General features: G+C 64.0%; 14 protein-coding genes. All 14 read left to right on the top strand.

What is annotated here, in order from left to right; all coding sequences use genetic code 11:
- Positions 1 to 3 precede the first annotated feature (3 nt).
- Positions 4 to 1,602, top strand: coding sequence for an acyl CoA:acetate/3-ketoacid CoA transferase (locus tag ACN6KF_RS14875; protein WP_434957582.1), 1,599 nt, complete (start codon positions 4 to 6; stop codon positions 1,600 to 1,602).
- Complete coding sequence (locus tag ACN6KF_RS14870) at positions 1,595 to 2,368, top strand: enoyl-CoA hydratase/isomerase family protein (RefSeq protein WP_434957581.1); 774 nt, start codon at positions 1,595 to 1,597, stop codon at positions 2,366 to 2,368. Before ACN6KF_RS14875 ends, ACN6KF_RS14870 begins: the two co-directional genes overlap by 8 nt.
- Positions 2,365 to 3,894, top strand: coding sequence for an aldehyde dehydrogenase family protein (locus ACN6KF_RS14865; RefSeq protein ID WP_434957580.1), 1,530 nt, complete (start codon positions 2,365 to 2,367; stop codon positions 3,892 to 3,894). The genes ACN6KF_RS14870 and ACN6KF_RS14865 overlap by 4 nt, the downstream gene beginning before the upstream one ends.
- A gap of 183 nt (positions 3,895 to 4,077) precedes the next feature.
- Entirely contained in the window at positions 4,078 to 5,358 is a 1,281-nt protein-coding gene (locus tag ACN6KF_RS14860) for an ABC transporter substrate-binding protein (RefSeq protein ID WP_434957579.1), read from the top strand.
- A 206-nt stretch (positions 5,359 to 5,564) separates the two neighbouring features.
- Positions 5,565 to 6,494, top strand: a complete 930-nt coding sequence (locus ACN6KF_RS14855; protein WP_434957578.1) for a carbohydrate ABC transporter permease — start codon at positions 5,565 to 5,567, stop codon at positions 6,492 to 6,494.
- Complete coding sequence (locus tag ACN6KF_RS14850) at positions 6,494 to 7,429, top strand: carbohydrate ABC transporter permease (RefSeq protein WP_434957577.1); 936 nt, start codon at positions 6,494 to 6,496, stop codon at positions 7,427 to 7,429. The genes ACN6KF_RS14855 and ACN6KF_RS14850 overlap by 1 nt, the downstream gene beginning before the upstream one ends.
- Positions 7,430 to 7,433: 4 nt before the next feature.
- Positions 7,434 to 8,546, top strand: a complete 1,113-nt coding sequence (locus ACN6KF_RS14845) for an ABC transporter ATP-binding protein (RefSeq protein ID WP_434957576.1) — start codon at positions 7,434 to 7,436, stop codon at positions 8,544 to 8,546.
- A 170-nt stretch (positions 8,547 to 8,716) separates the two neighbouring features.
- Entirely contained in the window at positions 8,717 to 10,207 is a 1,491-nt protein-coding gene (locus ACN6KF_RS14840; RefSeq protein ID WP_434957575.1) for an FAD-dependent oxidoreductase, read from the top strand.
- A gap of 15 nt (positions 10,208 to 10,222) precedes the next feature.
- Positions 10,223 to 10,999, top strand: coding sequence for a 3-ketoacyl-ACP reductase (locus ACN6KF_RS14835; protein ID WP_434957574.1), 777 nt, complete (start codon positions 10,223 to 10,225; stop codon positions 10,997 to 10,999).
- Positions 11,000 to 11,096: 97 nt separating this feature from the next.
- Positions 11,097 to 12,710 (top strand): GMC family oxidoreductase, encoded by a 1,614-nt coding sequence (locus ACN6KF_RS14830; RefSeq protein ID WP_434957573.1) that lies wholly within the window; start codon positions 11,097 to 11,099, stop codon positions 12,708 to 12,710.
- Between the two features lie 13 nt (positions 12,711 to 12,723).
- Positions 12,724 to 13,032, top strand: coding sequence for a Dabb family protein (locus tag ACN6KF_RS14825; protein WP_434957572.1), 309 nt, complete (start codon positions 12,724 to 12,726; stop codon positions 13,030 to 13,032).
- A gap of 297 nt (positions 13,033 to 13,329) precedes the next feature.
- Positions 13,330 to 14,034, top strand: a complete 705-nt coding sequence (locus ACN6KF_RS14820; RefSeq protein ID WP_434957571.1) for a TetR/AcrR family transcriptional regulator — start codon at positions 13,330 to 13,332, stop codon at positions 14,032 to 14,034.
- Entirely contained in the window at positions 14,021 to 15,385 is a 1,365-nt protein-coding gene (locus ACN6KF_RS14815) for an efflux RND transporter periplasmic adaptor subunit (protein WP_434957570.1), read from the top strand. Before ACN6KF_RS14820 ends, ACN6KF_RS14815 begins: the two co-directional genes overlap by 14 nt.
- A 7-nt stretch (positions 15,386 to 15,392) precedes the next feature.
- The gene (locus ACN6KF_RS14810) at positions 15,393 to 18,536 is read left to right on the top strand and encodes an efflux RND transporter permease subunit (protein WP_434957569.1); all 3,144 of its coding nucleotides are present in this window, start codon (positions 15,393 to 15,395) and stop codon (positions 18,534 to 18,536) included.
- The last annotated feature ends 116 nt before the right edge of the window (positions 18,537 to 18,652 follow it).

Below are 18,652 nucleotides of genomic sequence, written 5' to 3'. Positions count from 1 at the left end.
CCGATGGCCTTCCCGAAAGTCCTCTCCGCCGACCAGGCTGCCGCGCTCATCCCCGACGGCGCCGTGGTGACCGTCTCCTCCTCGTCCGGCCTCGGCTGTCCGGACGCAATGCTGGCTGCCATCGGCCGCCGCTTCGAAGCCTCCGGCCATCCGCGCAACCTCACCACGCTGCACCCCATCGCGGCAGGCGACATGTGGGGCATCAAGGGCGTCGATCATATCGCCAAGCCCGGTCTGCTCTCCTGTATCCTGGGTGGCTCCTATCCTTCCGGCCCCTCTTCGGCAGAGCCGCCGGCGATCTGGAAGATGATCACCGGCAATGAGATCCCCGCCTACAACATCCCCTCCGGCATCCTGTTCGACATGCATCGCGAGGCGGCGGCCAAGCGCCCCGGCGTGCTGACCAAGATCGGCATGGACACTTTCGTCGATCCCGCTCGCGAGGGCTGTGCCATGAACAAGCGGGCCATGGAAGCGCCGATCGTGCGCCAGGTCGAATTCGACGGCGAGAACTGGCTGTATTTCAAGACCATCATTCCCGAGGTCGCCATCATTCGAGCCACCACGGCCGATGAGCGCGGCAATCTCTCCTACGAACATGAGGGCGGCTATCTCGGTCCGCTCGACCAGGCGCTGGCCGTACGCAACAATGGCGGCATCGTCATCGCCCAGGTGAAACGCCTCGCCGAGAGCGGCACGCTCAAGCCGCAGAACGTGCTGGTGCCCGGCGTGCTCGTGGATGCCATCGTGGTCGCGCCGGACCAGATGCAGACGACGCAGACACCCTATGAGCCGGCGATCTCGGGCGAGATCTTCCGGCCGCTGTCGAGCTTCGAGATCCCCGAATTCGGCGTCTCCAAAGTGATTGCCCGTCGGGTGGCGCAGGAATTGCGCTACGGCGATGCCGTCAATATCGGCTTCGGCATTTCGGCCAACGTGCCGCGCATCCTGATCGAGGAAGGCCGGCATGGCGAGGTGACCTGGGTGATCGAACAGGGGGCCGTCGGCGGCGTACCGCTCACCGACTTCCAGTTCGGCTGTGCCTCCAACGCCGAGGCGATCATGCCCTCGCCCTATCAGTTCACCTATTTTCAGGGCGCGGGATTCGATGCCTCGCTGCTCTCCTTCCTGCAGATCGACCGCGAGGGCAGCGTCAACGTCTCCAAGCTCGGCGTGCGTCCGCATGTGACGGCGGGGGCCGGAGGCTTCGTCGACATCACCGCTCGGGCCCGGCGCATCATCTTCTCCGGCTTCTTCACGGCCGCCGCCGGCCTGGCCGTCGAGAACGGTGCGCTGGTCATCGCCAAGGAAGGCAAGGTCAGGAAACTGGTCGAGACGGTCGAACATGTCTCCTTCTCCGGTCGCCGCGCCGTCGCCCAGGGGCAGGACATCACCTATGTCACCGAGCGCTGCGTGCTCAAGCTGACGCAGAAGGGCATCGTGGTCACGGAGATCGCACCCGGCGTCGACCTCGAGCGCGATGTCCTGGCCCAGGCCGAGTTCGCACTGCTGGTCGCCGACGACCTCAAGGTGATGGATGCGGCCTTATTCCGGCCGGAGCCGATAGGGCTGGATATCGGGGGAGGGCGGGCCGATGTCTGATCCCGTCCGTCTCGATATCGAAGACGGCATCGCCGTCATCACGCTGGTCCGGCCCGAAAAACTCAACGCACTCGACGAGACGATGATATCCGGGCTTGCCATCGCGGCCGAACGGATCGACCGGCATGGTTCCATCCGTGCCGCCATCCTCACCGGTGAGGGCAAGGGTTTTTGCGCGGGCGGCGACATTGCCGCCTGGGGCAAGCTTTCGCCCCTCGACATGGGCCAGCAATGGGTGCGCGACGGCCATCGCGTCTTCGACCGCCTGACGCGGCTGCGCGCGCCGCTAATCGCGGCCATCAACGGGCATGCGCTAGGCGGGGGCCTCGAATTGGCGGCGACTGCCGATATCCGCATCGCCGAGGAACAGGCCAAGTTCGGCCTGCCCGAGACCGGCATCGGCATGGTGCCAGGCTGGTCGGGCACGCAGCGCCTCGTCACCCGCTTTGGCGCTGCCGCGGTGCGCCGCCTTGCCCTGACCGGCGAGATCGTCACGGCCGAGCGGGCGTTGCAACTCGGACTGATCGACGAGATCGCACCCAAGGGGCAGGGGCTCGAACAGGCGCGCGAACTTGCTCGGAAGATTGCGGTGCGCGCACCGATCGCCAATGCCGTCGCCAAGCAGATGATCAATGCGGCGGAAGGCGAGGATGCCGCCGCCGCCATCGAGATCCTCGCCGGATCGTTGGTCTCCTACACCGACGATCTCAAGGAGGGCGTCGCCAGCTTCGTCGAGAAGCGCACGCCCGATTTCAAGGGAAGATGACCGTGACGATTGCCGTCCGCCTCGACAAGGCCCGTTTCGCCGCCGCGCTCGCCGGCATCCCCCGTGAGCACCAGCTTTTCATTGCCGGAACCTTCGGGCCCGCCGCCGAGGGGCGGACCATCGAACGGCTCAGCCCCGGCCATGGCGAGCGGGTGGGCCTTTATCCGCAAGCGGGGGCTGCCGATCTCGATCGCGCCCTCGACGCGGCGCGCCAAGCCTTCGATAACGGGCCATGGCCCTCGTTGACCGGAGCGGAGCGCTCGCGCTTCCTCCACAAGGTCGCCGACCTGATCGACGAAAAGCTCGAGATCTTCGCCACGCTCGACAGCCTCGAAGCCGGCAAACCGATCAGCCAGGCCCGCGGCGAGATGGCCGGAGCCGTCGACATCTGGCGTTATGCGGCAGGCCTTGCCCGCGATTTGCATGGCGAGAGCTACAACACCATCGGCGCCAACAAGCTCGGCCTGGTGATGCGCGAGCCGATCGGGGTGGTGTCCATCATCACGCCCTGGAACTTCCCCTTCCTGATCGTCAGCCAGAAGCTGCCCTTCGCCCTGGCCGCCGGTTGCACCGCGGTGGTCAAGCCGAGCGAGATGACTTCGGGCTCGACCCTGCTGCTCGGCCATTTGCTGGCAGAGGCCGGCCTGCCCGAGGGGGTGGTCAACATCCTCTCCGGCTACGGTCCCGAGATGGGCGGGCCGATGACCACGGATGGCCGTGTCGATATGGTCTCCTTCACCGGTTCGACCCGGGTCGGCAAGGCGGCGATGGCGGCGGCCTCGGGTACGCTGAAGAAGCTGTCCATGGAACTGGGCGGCAAGAATCCGCAATTGATCTTCCCCGATGCCGATCTCGACGCGGCGCTCGATGCCGCGGTGTTCGGCTCCTATTTCAACGCAGGCGAATGCTGCAATGCCGGCAGTCGCCTGCTCGTACATCAGGACATCGCTGCCGAGTTCGAGGCCGAGTTCGTCAAGCGCTCTCGCCAGGTCGTGGTCGGCGATCCCCTGGATCCGGCAACCCTCGTCGGGGCGCTGATTTCGCCGCAGCATCTGGCCCAGGTCGAGGGCCATGTCGTCGCCGCCAGGGCGGAGGGAGCCGAAATAGCCCTGGGAGGAGACCGCCTGGAAAGCGACGCCGGCCAGTTCATGGCAACGACGGTGGTTGCCGGCGCGCGCGCCTCGATGGCGATTGCCCGCGACGAGGTGTTCGGGCCGGTGGCGACCGTGATGCGTTTCACCAGTGCCGACGAGGCCGTTTCCATCGCCAATGGTGTCGATTACGGTTTGTCGGCCAGCGTATGGAGCCGGGATTTCGACACGGCCGTCGGCATCTCCAGGCGCCTCAAGGCCGGGACGGTTTGGACCAACACCTTCATGGACGGGGCTGCCGAGCTGCCCTTCGGCGGTTTCCGGCAATCGGGGATCGGACGGGAACTCGGCCGCAATGCCGTGGCTGATTACACCGAGGAAAAGACGATGCATCTTCATTGCGGACCGCGCACGGCCTGGTGGCTGCCGCGGTAGGCGATCGAGACCAAGAGGTATTGAAAATGCCTCTTGGTGCCTTCTGCCGATTTTCTTCAAATCCCTGATTTGGAGAAGAGAAAATCGGCAGGTGTTCAAGCCGAGGATGCATCTGCGTCTTCGAGGCTTGGAATGAGACGTCGCCGGAACGTATCCGGCATCATAAGGTCATGGGAGGATTAGATGACCGTTCGTACCAAACTGATCGCAGGCGTAGCGCTCGCCGCCGCCGGCCTCGGCTTCGCCAGCCTTGGTCTCGTCAGCGCGGCGCAGGCACAGACCAAGGAAGTGCAGATGCTGCACTGGTGGACGTCGGGCGGCGAGGCAGCCGCGCTCAACGTCCTCAAGCAGGATCTGGCCAAGGAGGGCTATGCCTGGAAGGACGTCCCGGTCGCAGGCGGCGGTGGCGATGCCGCCATGACCGCGCTGAAGGCCATGGTCGCAGCCGGCAACAATCCGACGGCGTCCCAGATGCTGGGCTATACCGTGCTCGACTATGCCGCCGCCGGCAAGATGGGCGACCTGACCGAGCTCGCCAAGTCGGAAGGCTGGGACAAGGCAGTGCCGGCACCGTTGCAGAAATTCGCCGTCTATGACGGCAAGTGGGTCGCCGTCCCGGTCAACGTCCACTCGGTCAACTGGCTGTGGATCAACAAGGCCGTGATGGACAAGATCGGTGGCACCGAACCGAAGACCTTTGACGACTTCATCGCCCTGCTCGACAAGGCCAAGGCTGCAGGCGTCACGCCGCTCGCACTCGGCGGCCAGGATTGGCAGGAAGCCACCATGTTCGACTCGGTCGTGCTCTCCACGGGCGGCCCCGAGTTCTACAAGAAGGCGATGAACGACCTCGACGAAGCCTCGCTGAAGTCGGACACCATGAAGAAGGCCTTCGACAACCTGGCCAAGCTCAAGACCTATGTCGACCCCAACTTCTCGGGCCGCGACTGGAACCTGACCACCGCCATGGTGATCAAGGGCGATGCCTTGGTACAGGTGATGGGTGACTGGGCCAAGGGCGAGTTCAAGGCCGCCAGCAAGACCCCGGGCACCGACTATATCTGCATGCGCTTCCCGGGCACCGACGGCAGCGTCGTCTACAACTCCGACATGTTCGGCATGTTCGCGGTTCCTGCTGATCGCAAGGAAGCCCAGCTCGCGCTCGCCAAGGCAACGCTGTCCAAGTCGTTCCAGTCGTCCTTCAACGTGGTCAAGGGTTCGGTTCCCGCCCGCACCGACGTGCCGGACACCGACTTCGACGCCTGCGGCAAGAAGGGTATCGCCGATCTGAAGAAGGCCAATGACGGCGGTACGCTGTTCGGCTCGCTCGCCCAAGGCTATGGCGCGACGCCGGCCGTCGCCACCGCTTACAAGGACGTGGTGGACAAGTTCTTCAACGGCCAGATCAAGACCTCGGACGAGGCTGTCACCCAGCTCGTCAAGGCCATCGACGAAGCCAAGTAAGCGCTGAAGCAAGCGTTTCCATGGGAAGCGAACCGACCGGGCGCCCCTATTGCGCCCGGTCGACTCGAGCAAAGAGCGTTCATGACTGAACGCTTGTTTGCTCTAACTTCTTGTTTTGGCGCGTCTTTGCGATTCTTGGTGAGTCCGTCTAATCGCAGAACACTCTCGGCTCTCGGGGCACAAGAACAAAAAAGCGGGGAACCTTCATGACATTGGCTACGACAAGCGCGCCGCCTCGCCCGGGTTTGCGCGAGAAACTTCAGGATGCCTTGCCCAAGATCGTGCTGGCGCCGAGCTTCGCCGCGATCCTGGTGTTCGTTTATGGGTTCATCCTGTGGACGGTCTATCTGTCCTTCACCAATTCCAAGACCTTTCCGAGCTATGAGCTGACGGGAGGCCTCGCCTATCAGCGCCTGTGGGGCTGGACTTTCGAAAGCGACCCGCCGTCGAGCTGGTACTATTCGATCACCAACATGGCTGTTTTCGGCGTGCTCTATATCGGCATCTGCATGGTGCTGGGCCTGTTCATCGCCATCCTTCTCGACCAGCGCATCCGGGGCGAGGGCATCCTGCGGCCGATCTATCTCTACCCGATGGCGCTTTCCTTCATCGTCACCGGCGTGGCCTGGAAATGGTTCCTCGACCCCGGTCTCGGCCTGGAGGCAACGCTGCACAATCTGGGCTGGACCAGCTTCCATTTCGACTGGATCAAGAACAAGGACCGGGTGATCTACACGGTGGTGATCGCCGGCGTCTGGCAAGCCTCGGGCTTCGTGATGGCGATGTTCCTGGCAGGGCTGCGCGGCGTCGACGGCGAGATCCTCAAGGCTGCCCAGATCGACGGCGCCTCCACCTTCCAGGTCTATTGGCGCATCGTCATCCCGATCCTGCGCCCGGTCTTCCTGTCCGCCTTCATCGTGCTGGCCCACATGGCGATCAAGTCCTACGACCTCGTGGTCGCCCTGACCTCCGGCGGGCCTGGCGGCTCGGCCTGGCTGCCGTCCAACTTCATGTATGAGTACACCTTCAAGCGCAATCAGATGGCGATCGGCTCGGCCAGTGCCGTGATCATGCTGATGACGATCAGCGCCATCATCGTGCCCTATCTCTATTCCGAATTGCGGGAGAAGAAGTGATGAGCGCCGCCACCCGGGACGTTTCGGGGCCGGTCGGCTCCAATTGGGTCAGCCGCGTCGTGATCTACGGCCTGTTGCTGATTTTCGCCTTCGTCTATCTCGTGCCCCTGTTCGTGATGCTGACCACCTCGTTCAAGACCATGGACGAGATCCAGGGCGGCAACATGCTCGCTCTACCAGGCGCGCCGACGGTGCAGCCCTGGCTGAAGGCCTGGAACGAGACCTGCGTCGGCCTCACCTGTGCGGGGATCAAGGGCTATTTCTGGAATTCGATCAAGATGGTGGTGCCGGCAGTGGCGATCTCCACCATCCTTGGTGCGCTCAACGGCTATGTGCTGACGAAATGGCGCTTCCCCGGCCATAAGATCGTCTTCGCCATGATGCTGTTCGCCTGCTTCATCCCGTTCCAGTCGGTGCTGCTGCCGATGGCGACGGTACTGGGTCAGTTCGGCGGCGTCGGCACCTTCCTGCAGTCGACGATCGGTACCTCGCTCGGCTTCGGTTCCTCGACCTTCAACCTCGTCTTCGTGCATGTGGTCTATGGCCTCGGCTTCACCACTTTGTTCTTCCGCAATTACTACGAGGCGTTCCCCAACGAACTCGTGCGGGCGGCGATGGTCGATGGAGCCAGCTTTTTCCAGATCTTCCGGCGCATCCTGCTGCCCAATTCGATCCCGATCTTCGTGGTCACGGTGATCTACCAGTTCACCAACATCTGGAACGACTTCCTGTTCGCCTCCGCCTTCGCCGGCACCGGCGACGTGATGCCGATGACGGCTGCGCTCAACAACGTGGTCAACACCACCACCGGCGCGGTCGAATACAACGTCAATATGGCGGCTGCGATGATCGCGGCGCTTCCCACCCTCTTCGTCTATATCGTCGCCGGCCGCTATTTCGTGCGTGGCCTGATGGCGGGCGCTGTGAAAGGCTGACCCAATGGCGTTCCTGGAAATCAACAATCTCAAGAAGCGCTACGGCGCCGTCGAAATCCTCAAGGGGATCAATCTTGACCTCGACAAGGGCGGTTTCCTCGTGCTGGTCGGGCCGTCCGGCTGCGGCAAGTCGACCCTGCTCAATACCATAGCGGGGCTGGAGAACATCACCGAAGGCGAGATCCGGGTCGACAACAACAAGATCAACGGCCTGCATCCATCCAAGCGCGACATCGCCATGGTGTTCCAGAGCTACGCGCTCTATCCCAACATGACCGTGGGCCAGAACATCGCCTTCGGCATGGAGATGCGCGGCGTCGCCAAGCCCGAACGCGACACGGCGGTGGCGCAGGTCGCCAAGACCTTGCAGATCGGCCATCTCCTCGACCGCAGGCCCTCTCAGCTCTCGGGCGGCCAGCGTCAGCGCGTCGCCATGGGTCGTGCCCTGGTACGCGACCCCAAGCTCTTCCTGTTCGACGAGCCCCTCTCCAACCTCGACGCCAAGTTGCGTGTCGACATGCGCGTCGAGATCAAGCGCCTGCACGCCACCACGGGCAAGACCATCGTCTATGTCACCCATGACCAGATCGAGGCGATGACGCTCGCCACCAAGATAGCCGTGCTCAAGGATGGCGAGTTGCAGCAGGTCGGCACGCCCGCCGAGATCTACAACAAGCCCAACAATCTCTTCGTCGCCGATTTCATGGGCTCGCCGGCCATGAACCTGATCCAGGCCAAGGCGGCGCGGGAGAATGGCAGGACGGTGCTGAAGATCCTCAACAAGAGCGGAGGCGGCGTCAGCCTGCCGGTACCCGAGGATATCGCCGAGGTGTCGTTGGAGGATGGCCGCGAGCTGATCTTCGGCATCCGGCCCGAGGCGATCACCGACCATGACGGCGCTGACCGCAATTCCAAGGCGATAGAGATGGTCAATGCGGTGGTCGACGTGGTTGAGCCGGCCGGCGCCGATACTTTCGTCGTCACCCATCTCGGCGGCAAGGAGGTCACGGCGCGCATGCGTTCCGACGCCATGGTGGCGCCGGGCCAGGAACTGCCTTTCGCCTTCAACCTCGACAAGGCGGTGGTATTCGATCCGGCGAGCGGGAAGAGGTTGTAGAGCTCGTTACACCCCTCCCTCATTTGTTGAGGAGGGCGGTGCCCTGACACGAAAAACGCGACGCCAGCCGCCCCTTCGCCCCGTTCTTACGGGGAGAGGGGGCACAAGCGCAGAGTTTTCTCGTCGCCTTCGCCATCTCGCCCAACCCTTGTTTTGATCCAGGAGCCTTCATGCCTTCGCCTGACATCGTCATCATCGGCGCCGGCATGGGCGGAGCGACGATGGCTCATGCCCTGGCGCCGAGCGGGGCCGAGATCCTCATCCTGGACAAGGGCGGCCAATTGCCGGACCGGCCGGAGAACCGCGATGCGCGCGCGATCTTCCAGCGGGGTTTTTTCCGCCCTCAGGAGAGCTGGTACGACAGCGACGGCAATCCGTTCAATCCGGGCAATTATTACTGCAACGGCGGCAATACGAAATTCTACGGCGCGGTGCTGCTGCGTTATCGTGCCGAAGATTTCGACGGCATCGCCCATGCCGATGGCGACGCTCCAGCCTGGCCGTTCCGCTACAACGAACTCGCGCCCTATTACGACGAGGCCGAGCGGCTCTACCAGGTGCGAGGCAGGGCTGGCGAGGACCCGACGGAACCGCCGCGCACCGGCGACTTTGCCTTTCCGCCCGTGCCGGACGAACGGGCGATCGCCGAGGTGCGCGAACGCCTCTCCCGCGTTGGGTTGAAGCCCTTCTCCCTGCCGCTCGGTGTCGATATTGACAAATGGCTCTCGCATGGCCGCACGCCATGGGATGCCTTTCCGGACGCCCGCACCGGCAAGATGGACGCGGAGACCTGCGCGCTGCTGCCGGCGCTCGAACATGCCAATGTGCGGCTGCAGAACCATTGCGAGGTTCGTCGGCTGATCCCGGCCGCCGATGGCCGGCGCATCGAGGCGGTGGAATATCTGGAAGGCGGCGAGCTCAAGCGCCTCACGCCGCGCCTCGTCGTGCTGGCGGCCGGGGCGGTGCGCTCGGCGGCGATCCTGCTGGCCTCCTCGCCTGAGGGGCTCGCCAACAGCTCAGGCATGGTCGGCCGGCATTTCATGAACCACAATCTGTCGGCGATGATCGGGATCGATCCGCGCTTCAACAACGATTCGATCTACCAGAAGACCTTCGCGCTCAATGATTTCTATCTCGGTGACGGCAAAGGCGGCCCACCGCTCGGCAATGTGCAATTGCTCGGCCGCGTCTCCGGCACCATCCTGAAATCGGACCTGCGCAAGGTGCCCGAATTCGTGCTGAACGCCGTGGCGCGCAAGACCATCGATTTCCTGATCATGAGCGAGGACTTGCCGGATCCCTCCAGCCGCGTCCGGCTGGAGGGTGAGAAAATCGTGCTGGAATGGCGGCGTTCCAACATGACCGCGCATGAGGGGCTGAAGGTGGCGATGCGCCGGGCCCTGAAGCAGGCGGGTTTTCCGATCGTGCTCACCCATCTGTTCGATCGCAAGACGCCGTCGCATCAATGCGGCACCATCCGCATCGGTGCCGATCCAGCAGAGGCGCCGCTCGATTCCTTCGGCCGTGCCTTCGACCATCCCAATTTGTTCGTCGCCGATGCCTCGACCCTGGTAACTTCGGCTGCCGTCAATCCATCCCTGACGGTGGCAGCTTTGTCCCTGCGGACCGCCAAGCACATTCGTGAACAAGCATATTCGTGAAACGGAGCTGAACCGATGAGCCGTCCCGTCGTCCTTGTCACCGGTGCCCGGCGCGGCATCGGCCTTGCCATCGCGGTGGCCTTCGCCGAAGGCGGCTATGACATCGCCTTCACCGACATCGTCGACAATGACGATATCGGCGATGCCGAACTGGCGATCGGCCAGGCGGGCGGCGCGGCGCTGTTCTTCCAGAACGACGTCGCGGATCTCGCCAGCCATCAGGGGCTGGTCGACGAGGTGCTGTCGAGCTATGGCCGGCTCGACTGCTTCGTCTCCAATGCCGGCATCGGCTCGCCGGTACGCGGCGACCTCCTCGATCTCGAACCCGGCAATTTCGACCGGGTGATGAACGTCAACATGCGCGGGGCAATGTTTCTCAGCCAGGTGGTGGCCCGCACCATGCTGAAGCTGCCCTCGCCGCAAAAGCCCGTACGCAACCGCTCCATCCTGTTCATCACCTCGGTCAGCGCCGAAATGGCTTCGCCCGAGCGGGCTGATTATTGCGTCTCCAAGGCCGCGCTTTCCATGTGGGTGAAGAACCTTGCCGTTCGGTTGGCGCCGGACAGCATCCCCGTGTTCGAGATCCGTCCGGGCGTGATCCGCACCGAGATGACGGCCGCGGTCGCCGACAAATACCAGGCCATCATCGACGGGGGACTGGTGCCGGCCCGGCGCTGGGGGGAAGGGGCCGACGTCGCCCAGATGGCGCTGGCGCTTGCCGGCAGTTCCTTCGGTTTCGCCACTGGCAGTGCCATCGCCTGCGACGGCGCACTCTCGATCTCGAGGCTGTGATGACGTCCGGGGGCGCGGGCACCTTGCCCGCTCGTCGAAACGGCGCACTTGCGGAAACGAAGAGCGGATGGGACGTCCGCGCACCCGGGAGTGTCCTATGACCGATTACATCATCGTCGGGGCGGGGCCGGCTGGCTGCGCCCTGGCGGCGCGGCTGAGCGAGGATACGGCCGTCAAGGTTCTGCTGATCGAAGCGGGCGGGCGCGACAGCCATCCCTTCTTCCACATGCCGGCGGGCTTTGCCAAGATGACCAAGGGCATCGCGAGTTGGGGCTGGTCCACGGTGCCCCAGAAGCATCTGGACGGACGGGTGCTCTGGTACACCCAGGCCAAGGTGCTGGGGGGCGGCTCCTCGATCAATGCGCAGATCTATACCCGCGGCAATCCGCGCGACTATGACATCTGGGCCTATGTGCATCGCTGCCAAGGCTGGAGCTATGCCGAGGTGCTGCCCTATTTCAAACGGGCCGAGGACAATCAGCGATTCATCGACAGCTACCATGCCGCCGGTGGACCGCTCGGCGTCTCCATTCCCATCAATCCCTTGCCGATCAACGAGGCCTTCATCCGTGCCGGCCAGGAATATGGCTTGCCTTACAATGCCGATTTCAACGGCGCCAGCCAGGAGGGTGTCGGCCATTACCAGGTCACGGTGCGCAATGCCCGGCGCTCTTCCGCCGCGGCCGCCTATCTGAAGCCGATCGAAGGCAAGCGGCCGAACCTCACCGTCCGCACCGATGGCATGGTGACGCGTATCCTCGTCGAGAAGGGGCGGGCGGTCGGTGTCGAGATCGCCGGGAAGGACGGTAGGAGCGAGATACGCTGCGAGCGCGAGGTCATCGTCGCCTCCGGCGCCATCGGTTCGCCGCGCCTGCTCATGCTGTCCGGCATCGGGCCGGCGGCCCACCTCAAAGAGGTTGGCATCGATGTGGTGCACGATCTGCCCGGCGTCGGCGAGAATTTGCAGGACCATCTCGATCTCTATGTCATCGCCGAATGCACCGGCGACCACACCTATGACAACGTCGCCAAGCCCCACCGCACCGCCTGGGCCGGGCTGCAATATCTCCTGTTCAAGAAAGGGCCGGTGGCTTCGACCCTGTTCGAGACCGGTGGCTTTGCCTATGCCGACAAGGCTGCCCGCTCGCCCGACATCCAGTTCCATCTCGGCTCGGGCTCAGGCATCGAGGCCGGTGTCGCCCGGCTGCGCAATGCCGGCGTCACCTTGAACTCTGCCTTCCTGCAGCCGCGTTCGCGCGGCACCGTGCGGCTCAGATCCGCCGATCCCGCCGACCATCCCCTCATCGATCCCAATTATTGGTCGGATCCCTACGACAAGGCAATGTCTCTGGAAGGGCTGCGCATGGCGCGCGAGATCCTGCGCCAGAAGGCACTCGCCCCTTTCATTCTGGCCGAACGCATGCCGGGGCCGGACAAGGTCAGCGAGGCGGAATTGAGTGACTATGCCTGTCGGACCAGCAAGACCGACCACCACCCCGCCGGCACCTGCAAGATGGGTGTCGACGACATGGCCGTGGTGACGCCCGAGCTCAAGGTAAGGGGGCTCGAGGGCTTGCGTGTCTGCGACGCCTCGGTCATGCCGATCGTCAACTCCTCCAACACCAACGCGCCCACCATCATGATCGGAGAGAAGGGCGCCGATCTCATCGCGGGCAGGCAACCGCTCCCCGCCGTCAATTTCGGATCTTGAGCAGGAGAACACCATGATCCGCCATATCGTTCTTGCCCGTTTGCGGACGGATCTGCCGCAAGCTGAGGTCGTGGCCCTGCTGTCGGCCATTCGCGGCATGAAAACCGAGATTCCGGGAATCCTGCAGATAGAAGTCGGCGCCGACAACAGCCCCGAAGGTCTGGCGCGCGGCTATGGCCATGCCTTCACCGTGGACTTCGTCGACGCAACGGCCCGCGACGCCTATCTGCCCCATCCGCATCACGCCAAGGTGGCCCAGGCGCTCGTCGCCGCGACGCAAGGCGGTGTCGATGGCCTGTTGGTGCTCGACTTCGAAGCCTGACCGCGGGAGTTACATTCCCGTTGGCGCTCCGGTCGGCCTCTCGGTCCGGCTGTGCGGAGTGCCAGCGTCACAACCGATTGTTAACCGCAATACCAAGCCCTTTTCGCACCGCGGAGGGGCTTTTTGCGCTGATTCGCGTGGATTTGGCCGCCGTTTCCGCGCAGGCGTACGTCTTTCGCCTTAATTCCGCCGCCGGATGGGAAGCATCATCCCGCCCGTCCATACGGGTGTGGCTTGGTTTCTTGTACAATCTCTGATACTGAGAATGAACGTTCATTCTCGTTCGGGGTTGTGATAGTGGCGATCGAAGCAGGGGTGGTGGTGCCGCCACCCGCGGTGGCAAAGGGAATCGACGCGCGTCGAACTCACATTCTCGATGCCTTCGAGGTGTGCATCCAGCGCACAGGATTCCATCGCACCACCATGCAGGACGTTGCCAGGGAAGCCGGCATGAGCGCCGGCAATCTCTACCGCTACTTTCCCTCCAAGGAGGCCTTGGTGTCGGGCCTGATTGAGCGCGATCGCGAACGTTTCAGTGCCGATTTCATGAATGTGGCGCGTTCCAGCGATGTCATGGGGTCCTTCGTCGCGCTGGGGCGCAAGCATTTCCTCGAAACGCCGCGCGAGCGCTGCGTCCAGTTCATGGAAATCTGGGCGGAGGCCAGCCGCAACCCACAGGTGGCGGAGATGTGCGCGGCCGTCGACAAGGAAGTGAACGACTTCATGGTCGCGATCCTGGAGGCGGCCAAGACCTCAGGCCAGATCCCCACATCGGTGGACAGCGCGGCTGTGATCACCGTGCTTTCGGCCATGGGAGACGGCATGTTCACCCGTCGCGCCCTGGAGCCGGATTTCGATGTCGAGGACGGTTTTCGGCTGTTGGTGAACGTTATGGACGCCTTGATGTCGGGAAAGATTCCGCTCGATCGTCCTTTGCCTGCGATTTCAGATTCTCCGGGCGAGCAGCCCGTTTCAGAGGAACAGCTCCATGTCCGCGGTTGAAAAGCAGAACCGGCCCGAACGCGATGGCGAGCGGCAGCGGCGGGAAGGGGGCTTTGTCGATGAGGCGAGCCTGACGGCGGTGCGTCTGTCGGGGCATGCCCAGCATGCACCGACCGATTATCGGCGAACTCCCTGGTATACGAAACTTACCATCCTGGTGCTTGTCGTCATCGCCGTGGCTGCGGCTCTCTATGCCTATCGCGAGCCCCTGATGGCCCGCCTCAACCCGCCGCCACCGCCTGTGGTGGACGCCAAGCCGCCAGCCGTCACCGTGACGCCGGCCGTGACCGGAGCCATCACCGAGCAGGCGGTGGTGACCGGCAATCTGGCGGCGCGCGAGGAGATTCTGGTGTCGCCCCAGATCGAAGGCTATGCCGTTGACAAGATCATGGTGGAGGAAGGCGATCGCGTCAGCGAAGGCCAAATGCTGGCTGAGCTCTCGACCACCACCATCGATACCTCGCTCGCCCAGAATGAGGCTCAGACCGCCAGGGCGGAGGCCGCGATCGCGCAGGCCGAGAGCGCCATAGCCGAAGCCAATGCCAATCGGGAACAGACCGCCAGTGCCTTTGCGCGCTCCAAGGCGCTGGTCCGGACCGGCAATACGACAGCCGAACAGCTCGACCAGCGCGAGGCCGCCGCCAAGATGGCGGACGCGCGTGCGGGAGCGGCCGAACATGCCCTGACCGTCGCCAGGGCCGACAAGAAGCTCGCCGATGCGCAGCGTTCCGAATTGATGGTGCGTCTGGAGCACACCAAGGTGCGCGCACCGGCGGCAGGCGTGATCAGCCGCCGGGTCGCTCGTATCGGTGCGATCGCGTCGGCGTCCGGTGATCCCCTGTTCCGCATCATTCGCGACGGTGACATCGAACTCGCGGCGGACGTATCGGAGGCGACGCTGGCGCGCATCCGGCCGGGCATGACGGCCGAGGTGGCGACGGCGGGCCGCAAGGAGCCTTTCGCGGCTCGCGTGCGCCTGGTTTCGCCTGAGGTCAATTCCGTCACACGCCTGGGCCGCGTGCGTATCGCCATCGACCAGGCGCCGGGCCTGACGATCGGCGCCTTTAGCCGCGCCAGCGTAGCGGTTGCCAGTCATACCGGCGTGCTCGTGCCGCAATCGGCCGTGCTCTATACCGAGGATGGCGCGACGGTGCAGGTCGTGCGTGACGGTGTCGTGGCGACCACGCCCGTCAAGCTCGGCCTGCGTACCGAAAAGCAGGCCGAGGTGGTCGAAGGCGTCAAGGCGGGCGATACGGTGATCGCCACTGCCGGCACCTTCGTGCGCGACGGTGACAGGGTCAGCGCCGTCAACGGGGCTGATGCAGCCCAGCCCGCGACCGAGTCCAAGTGAGGCACCGATGTCGTTCAACGTCTCGGCCTGGTCCATCCGCAATCCGGTGCCTTCGATCGTCCTGTTCGTGGTGCTGATGGCGCTCGGTTGGGTCTCGTTCCAGAACCTGCCGATCACCAAATTCCCCAATATCGATATCCCCGTCATCACTGTGACGGTAACCCAGGTCGGTGCCGCACCTTCCGAGCTGGAGACGCAGGTGACGCGTAAGATCGAGGACGCCGTCACCGGCGTCGCCGGCGTCAAGCATGTGCAGTCGACCATTACGGACTCAACCTCGACGGTTGCCATCGAGTTCTGGCTGGGCACCAACACGGACCGCGTGCTCAACGACGTCAAGGATGCGGTGACCAAGATCCGCACCGAACTGCCGCGCGATATCGAGGAGCCGGTGATCTCGCGCCTCGAAATCGAGTCGCAGTCGATCATGACCTATTCGGCCACGGCACCCGGCATGACGCTGGAACAATTGTCCTGGCATGTCGACAATGTGGTGAAGCGAGACCTGCAGAGCCTGCGCGGCGTCGGCCGCATCGACCGCATAGGCGGCGTGACACGCGAGATCCGGGTGGCCGTCGATCCCGATCGGCTGCTATCGCTCGGCATCACCGCTGCCGACGTCAATCGCGTGCTGAGGGCGACGACGGTCGATCTGTCGGGCGGCAAGGGTGAGGTCGGCAATCGTGAGCAGGCCATTCGTACCCTGGCCGGCGCCCATACGATCGATGAACTCAAGGATACCAAGATCACGCTGCCCGGTGGGCGGCAGGTACGGCTCAACGAGATCGCCAACATCACCGATGCCTATGCGGATCAGACGTCATTCGCCCGGCTGAATGGGTCGACGCCAATCGTCGCCTTCTCGATCTTCCGGTCCAAGGGTGCCAGCGACACGGTGGTGGCCGCAGCGGTCGCCGCCAGGATCCAGGCGCTGCACACGGCCCACCCCGAGGTCAGCTATGCGGTGGTGGACGATGGTGTCGCCTCGACCTATGGCAATTTTGAAGCGGCGATGCAGACGCTGGTGGAAGGCGCCATCCTCGCCGTCATCGTCGTGCTGATTTTCCTGCGCGACTGGCGGGCTACGCTGATCGCCGCCATTGCCTTGCCGCTCTCGGCCATCCCGACCTTCTGGGCGATGAGCGTGATGGGTTTCTCGCTCAACCTCGTCAGCCTGCTCGCCATCACGCTGGTCACGGGTATCCTGGTCGATGACGCCATCGTCGAGATCGAGAACATCGTCCGGCACATGAAGATGGGCAAGTCGCCCTACCGCGCCTCCATCGAGGCGGCGGACGAGATCGGTCTTGCCGTGATGGCGATCACCATGACCATCATCGCCATCTTCGCGCCCGTGAGCTTCATGGGCGGTATCGTCGGCCAGTATTTCAAGCAGTTCGGCCTGACGGTAGCGGTAGCGGTGTTCTTCTCGCTCCTTGTCGCGCGCCTGATAACACCGATGATGACCGCCTATTTCCTCAGGCCGCACGCTCATGTCGAGCCGCGGGATGGCTGGATCATGCGGGCCTATACCCGCTTCCTGGAGATGACGCTGGCGCGTTGGTTCTCTCCCTATCTCACCATCCTGGCCGGCTTTGGGCTGCTGATCCTGACCTTCAGGCTGATGGGCTTTTTGCCCGAGGGCTTCATCCCGCCGGAGGACAATGCACGCGTGGTCATCTCCGCCGAGATTCCGCCAGGCGGCAAGCTCGAGAGCACCCAGGCCAAGACCGACCAGATCGTTGCCGAGATCCGTAAGGTTCCGGAAGTCGTTCAGGTCTTCGTCATCGGCGGCACCTCGCCGACCGGCGGACTCGATCCGCGCCGGGCCGCCATTTATGTCAAGCTTTCCAAGCGCGAGGATCGGGCGCGCCACCAACTCGCCATCCAGGATGACATCGCCCATATCCTTACCGCCATTCCCGATTTGCGTGCCTGGCGCGTCAAGGACAATGGTGAGCGTGACGTCAACCTGGCGCTGAAGAGCGATGATCCGAAGGCGCTTGCCCTGGCGGCATCGCGCCTCGAAGGCGCGATGCGCCATGTGCCCGGCTTCAACAATGTCGCCGCCAATACCGGCCTCGAGCGGCCGGAGGTGCGTATCCTGCCGCGAACCGACGATGCCGCGCGTTATGGTATCACCACCGAGCAGATCTCGGAGGCGGTGCGTGTGGCGACCATCGGCGACATTGACGCCAATCTGGCCAAGTTCAATGCGGGGGACCGGCTGGTGCCGATCCGCGTGCAGTTGACCGAAGAGTCCCGTGGCAATCTCGGCCTGATCGAGGCGCTCAGCCTGACGACCGCCTCGGGCGGCAGCGTGCCGCTCTCCGCGGTGGCCGACGTCGAGTTCGGCCAGGGGCCGACCTCGATCGAGCGCAACGACCGTCAGCGGCAGATCAAGATCGGCGCCGACTTGCGCAAGGGGCTGGAGATCGGCGAGGCGCTGGATCTGGCCATGGAACTGCCGGAGGCCAAGAACCTGTCCAAGGGCGTGGTCTTTGCACCCACTGGTGACGCCGAAGTGATGGCAGAGGTGTTTTCGGGCTTTGCCATGGCGATGGGGACGGGCCTGCTGATGGTCGCGGGTGTGCTGGTGCTGCTGCTCGGCAGCCCCTTCCACGCCATCACCATCCTGCTCTCCTTGCCGTTGTCGATGCTCGGTGTGGTCCTGGCGCTGCTCGCTACCCACAACTCGATCTCGATGCCGGTGGTGATCGGCATCCTGATGCTGATGGGCATCGTCACCAAGAACGCCATCATGCTGGTCGACTTCGCGGTCGAACGGGTCAAGCATGGCATGCATCGCCATGACGCCATCATCGATGCCGGGCGCAAACGCGCGCGACCGATCGTGATGACCACCATCGCCATGGTGGCCGGCATGATTCCGACAGCGCTGGGGCACGGGGATGGCGGCGAGTTCCGTTCGCCGATGGCGATCGCCGTGATCGGCGGCCTGATCGTCTCCACCTTGCTGTCGTTGATCTTCGTGCCGTCCTTCTATGCGGTCATGGACGATCTCACGCGGGGCATTTCCTTCCTGTTCGGGCCCCTGGTGGGGCCGAAGGATGAGGCAGGGGAAGCCGGCGCGCCTGTGGCTCTGGATAGCGGTCACGGCGGCAGGGGCACGGCCGCGGCGGCGGAATAGGGGACATGGCATGCGTTCGACACCGCCCTGGATGAGACGCCGGCCGCTTGCCCCAGCGTCATCAGGCCCAGGTTTTCCAAGATTCGGGATGCCCCGGCATCATCGAAAGCGACGAT

This window comes from Labrys methylaminiphilus subsp. lupini (assembly GCF_051161885.1).
In the GTDB taxonomy this organism is placed as follows: Bacteria; Pseudomonadota; Alphaproteobacteria; order Rhizobiales; family Labraceae; genus Labrys.
The sequence above is the reverse complement of the archived record's forward strand: the minus strand, read 5'-3'. Positions and strand labels throughout refer to the sequence as shown.

What these genes read in the sequence shown, in the direction of transcription:
- ACN6KF_RS14875 (WP_434957582.1), top strand. Translation starts at nt 4, where the DNA reads ATGGCCTTCCCGAAAGTCCTCTCCGCCGACCAGGCTGCCGCGCTCATC.
- ACN6KF_RS14870 (WP_434957581.1), top strand. Translation starts at nt 1,595, where the DNA reads ATGTCTGATCCCGTCCGTCTCGATATCGAAGACGGCATCGCCGTCATC.
- ACN6KF_RS14865 (WP_434957580.1), top strand. Translation starts at nt 2,365, where the DNA reads ATGACCGTGACGATTGCCGTCCGCCTCGACAAGGCCCGTTTCGCCGCC.
- ACN6KF_RS14860 (WP_434957579.1), top strand. Translation starts at nt 4,078, where the DNA reads ATGACCGTTCGTACCAAACTGATCGCAGGCGTAGCGCTCGCCGCCGCC.
- ACN6KF_RS14855 (WP_434957578.1), top strand. Translation starts at nt 5,565, where the DNA reads ATGACATTGGCTACGACAAGCGCGCCGCCTCGCCCGGGTTTGCGCGAG.
- ACN6KF_RS14850 (WP_434957577.1), top strand. Translation starts at nt 6,494, where the DNA reads ATGAGCGCCGCCACCCGGGACGTTTCGGGGCCGGTCGGCTCCAATTGG.
- ACN6KF_RS14845 (WP_434957576.1), top strand. Translation starts at nt 7,434, where the DNA reads ATGGCGTTCCTGGAAATCAACAATCTCAAGAAGCGCTACGGCGCCGTC.
- ACN6KF_RS14840 (WP_434957575.1), top strand. Translation starts at nt 8,717, where the DNA reads ATGCCTTCGCCTGACATCGTCATCATCGGCGCCGGCATGGGCGGAGCG.
- ACN6KF_RS14835 (WP_434957574.1), top strand. Translation starts at nt 10,223, where the DNA reads ATGAGCCGTCCCGTCGTCCTTGTCACCGGTGCCCGGCGCGGCATCGGC.
- ACN6KF_RS14830 (WP_434957573.1), top strand. Translation starts at nt 11,097, where the DNA reads ATGACCGATTACATCATCGTCGGGGCGGGGCCGGCTGGCTGCGCCCTG.
- ACN6KF_RS14825 (WP_434957572.1), top strand. Translation starts at nt 12,724, where the DNA reads ATGATCCGCCATATCGTTCTTGCCCGTTTGCGGACGGATCTGCCGCAA.
- ACN6KF_RS14815 (WP_434957570.1), top strand. Translation starts at nt 14,021, where the DNA reads ATGTCCGCGGTTGAAAAGCAGAACCGGCCCGAACGCGATGGCGAGCGG.
- ACN6KF_RS14810 (WP_434957569.1), top strand. Translation starts at nt 15,393, where the DNA reads ATGTCGTTCAACGTCTCGGCCTGGTCCATCCGCAATCCGGTGCCTTCG.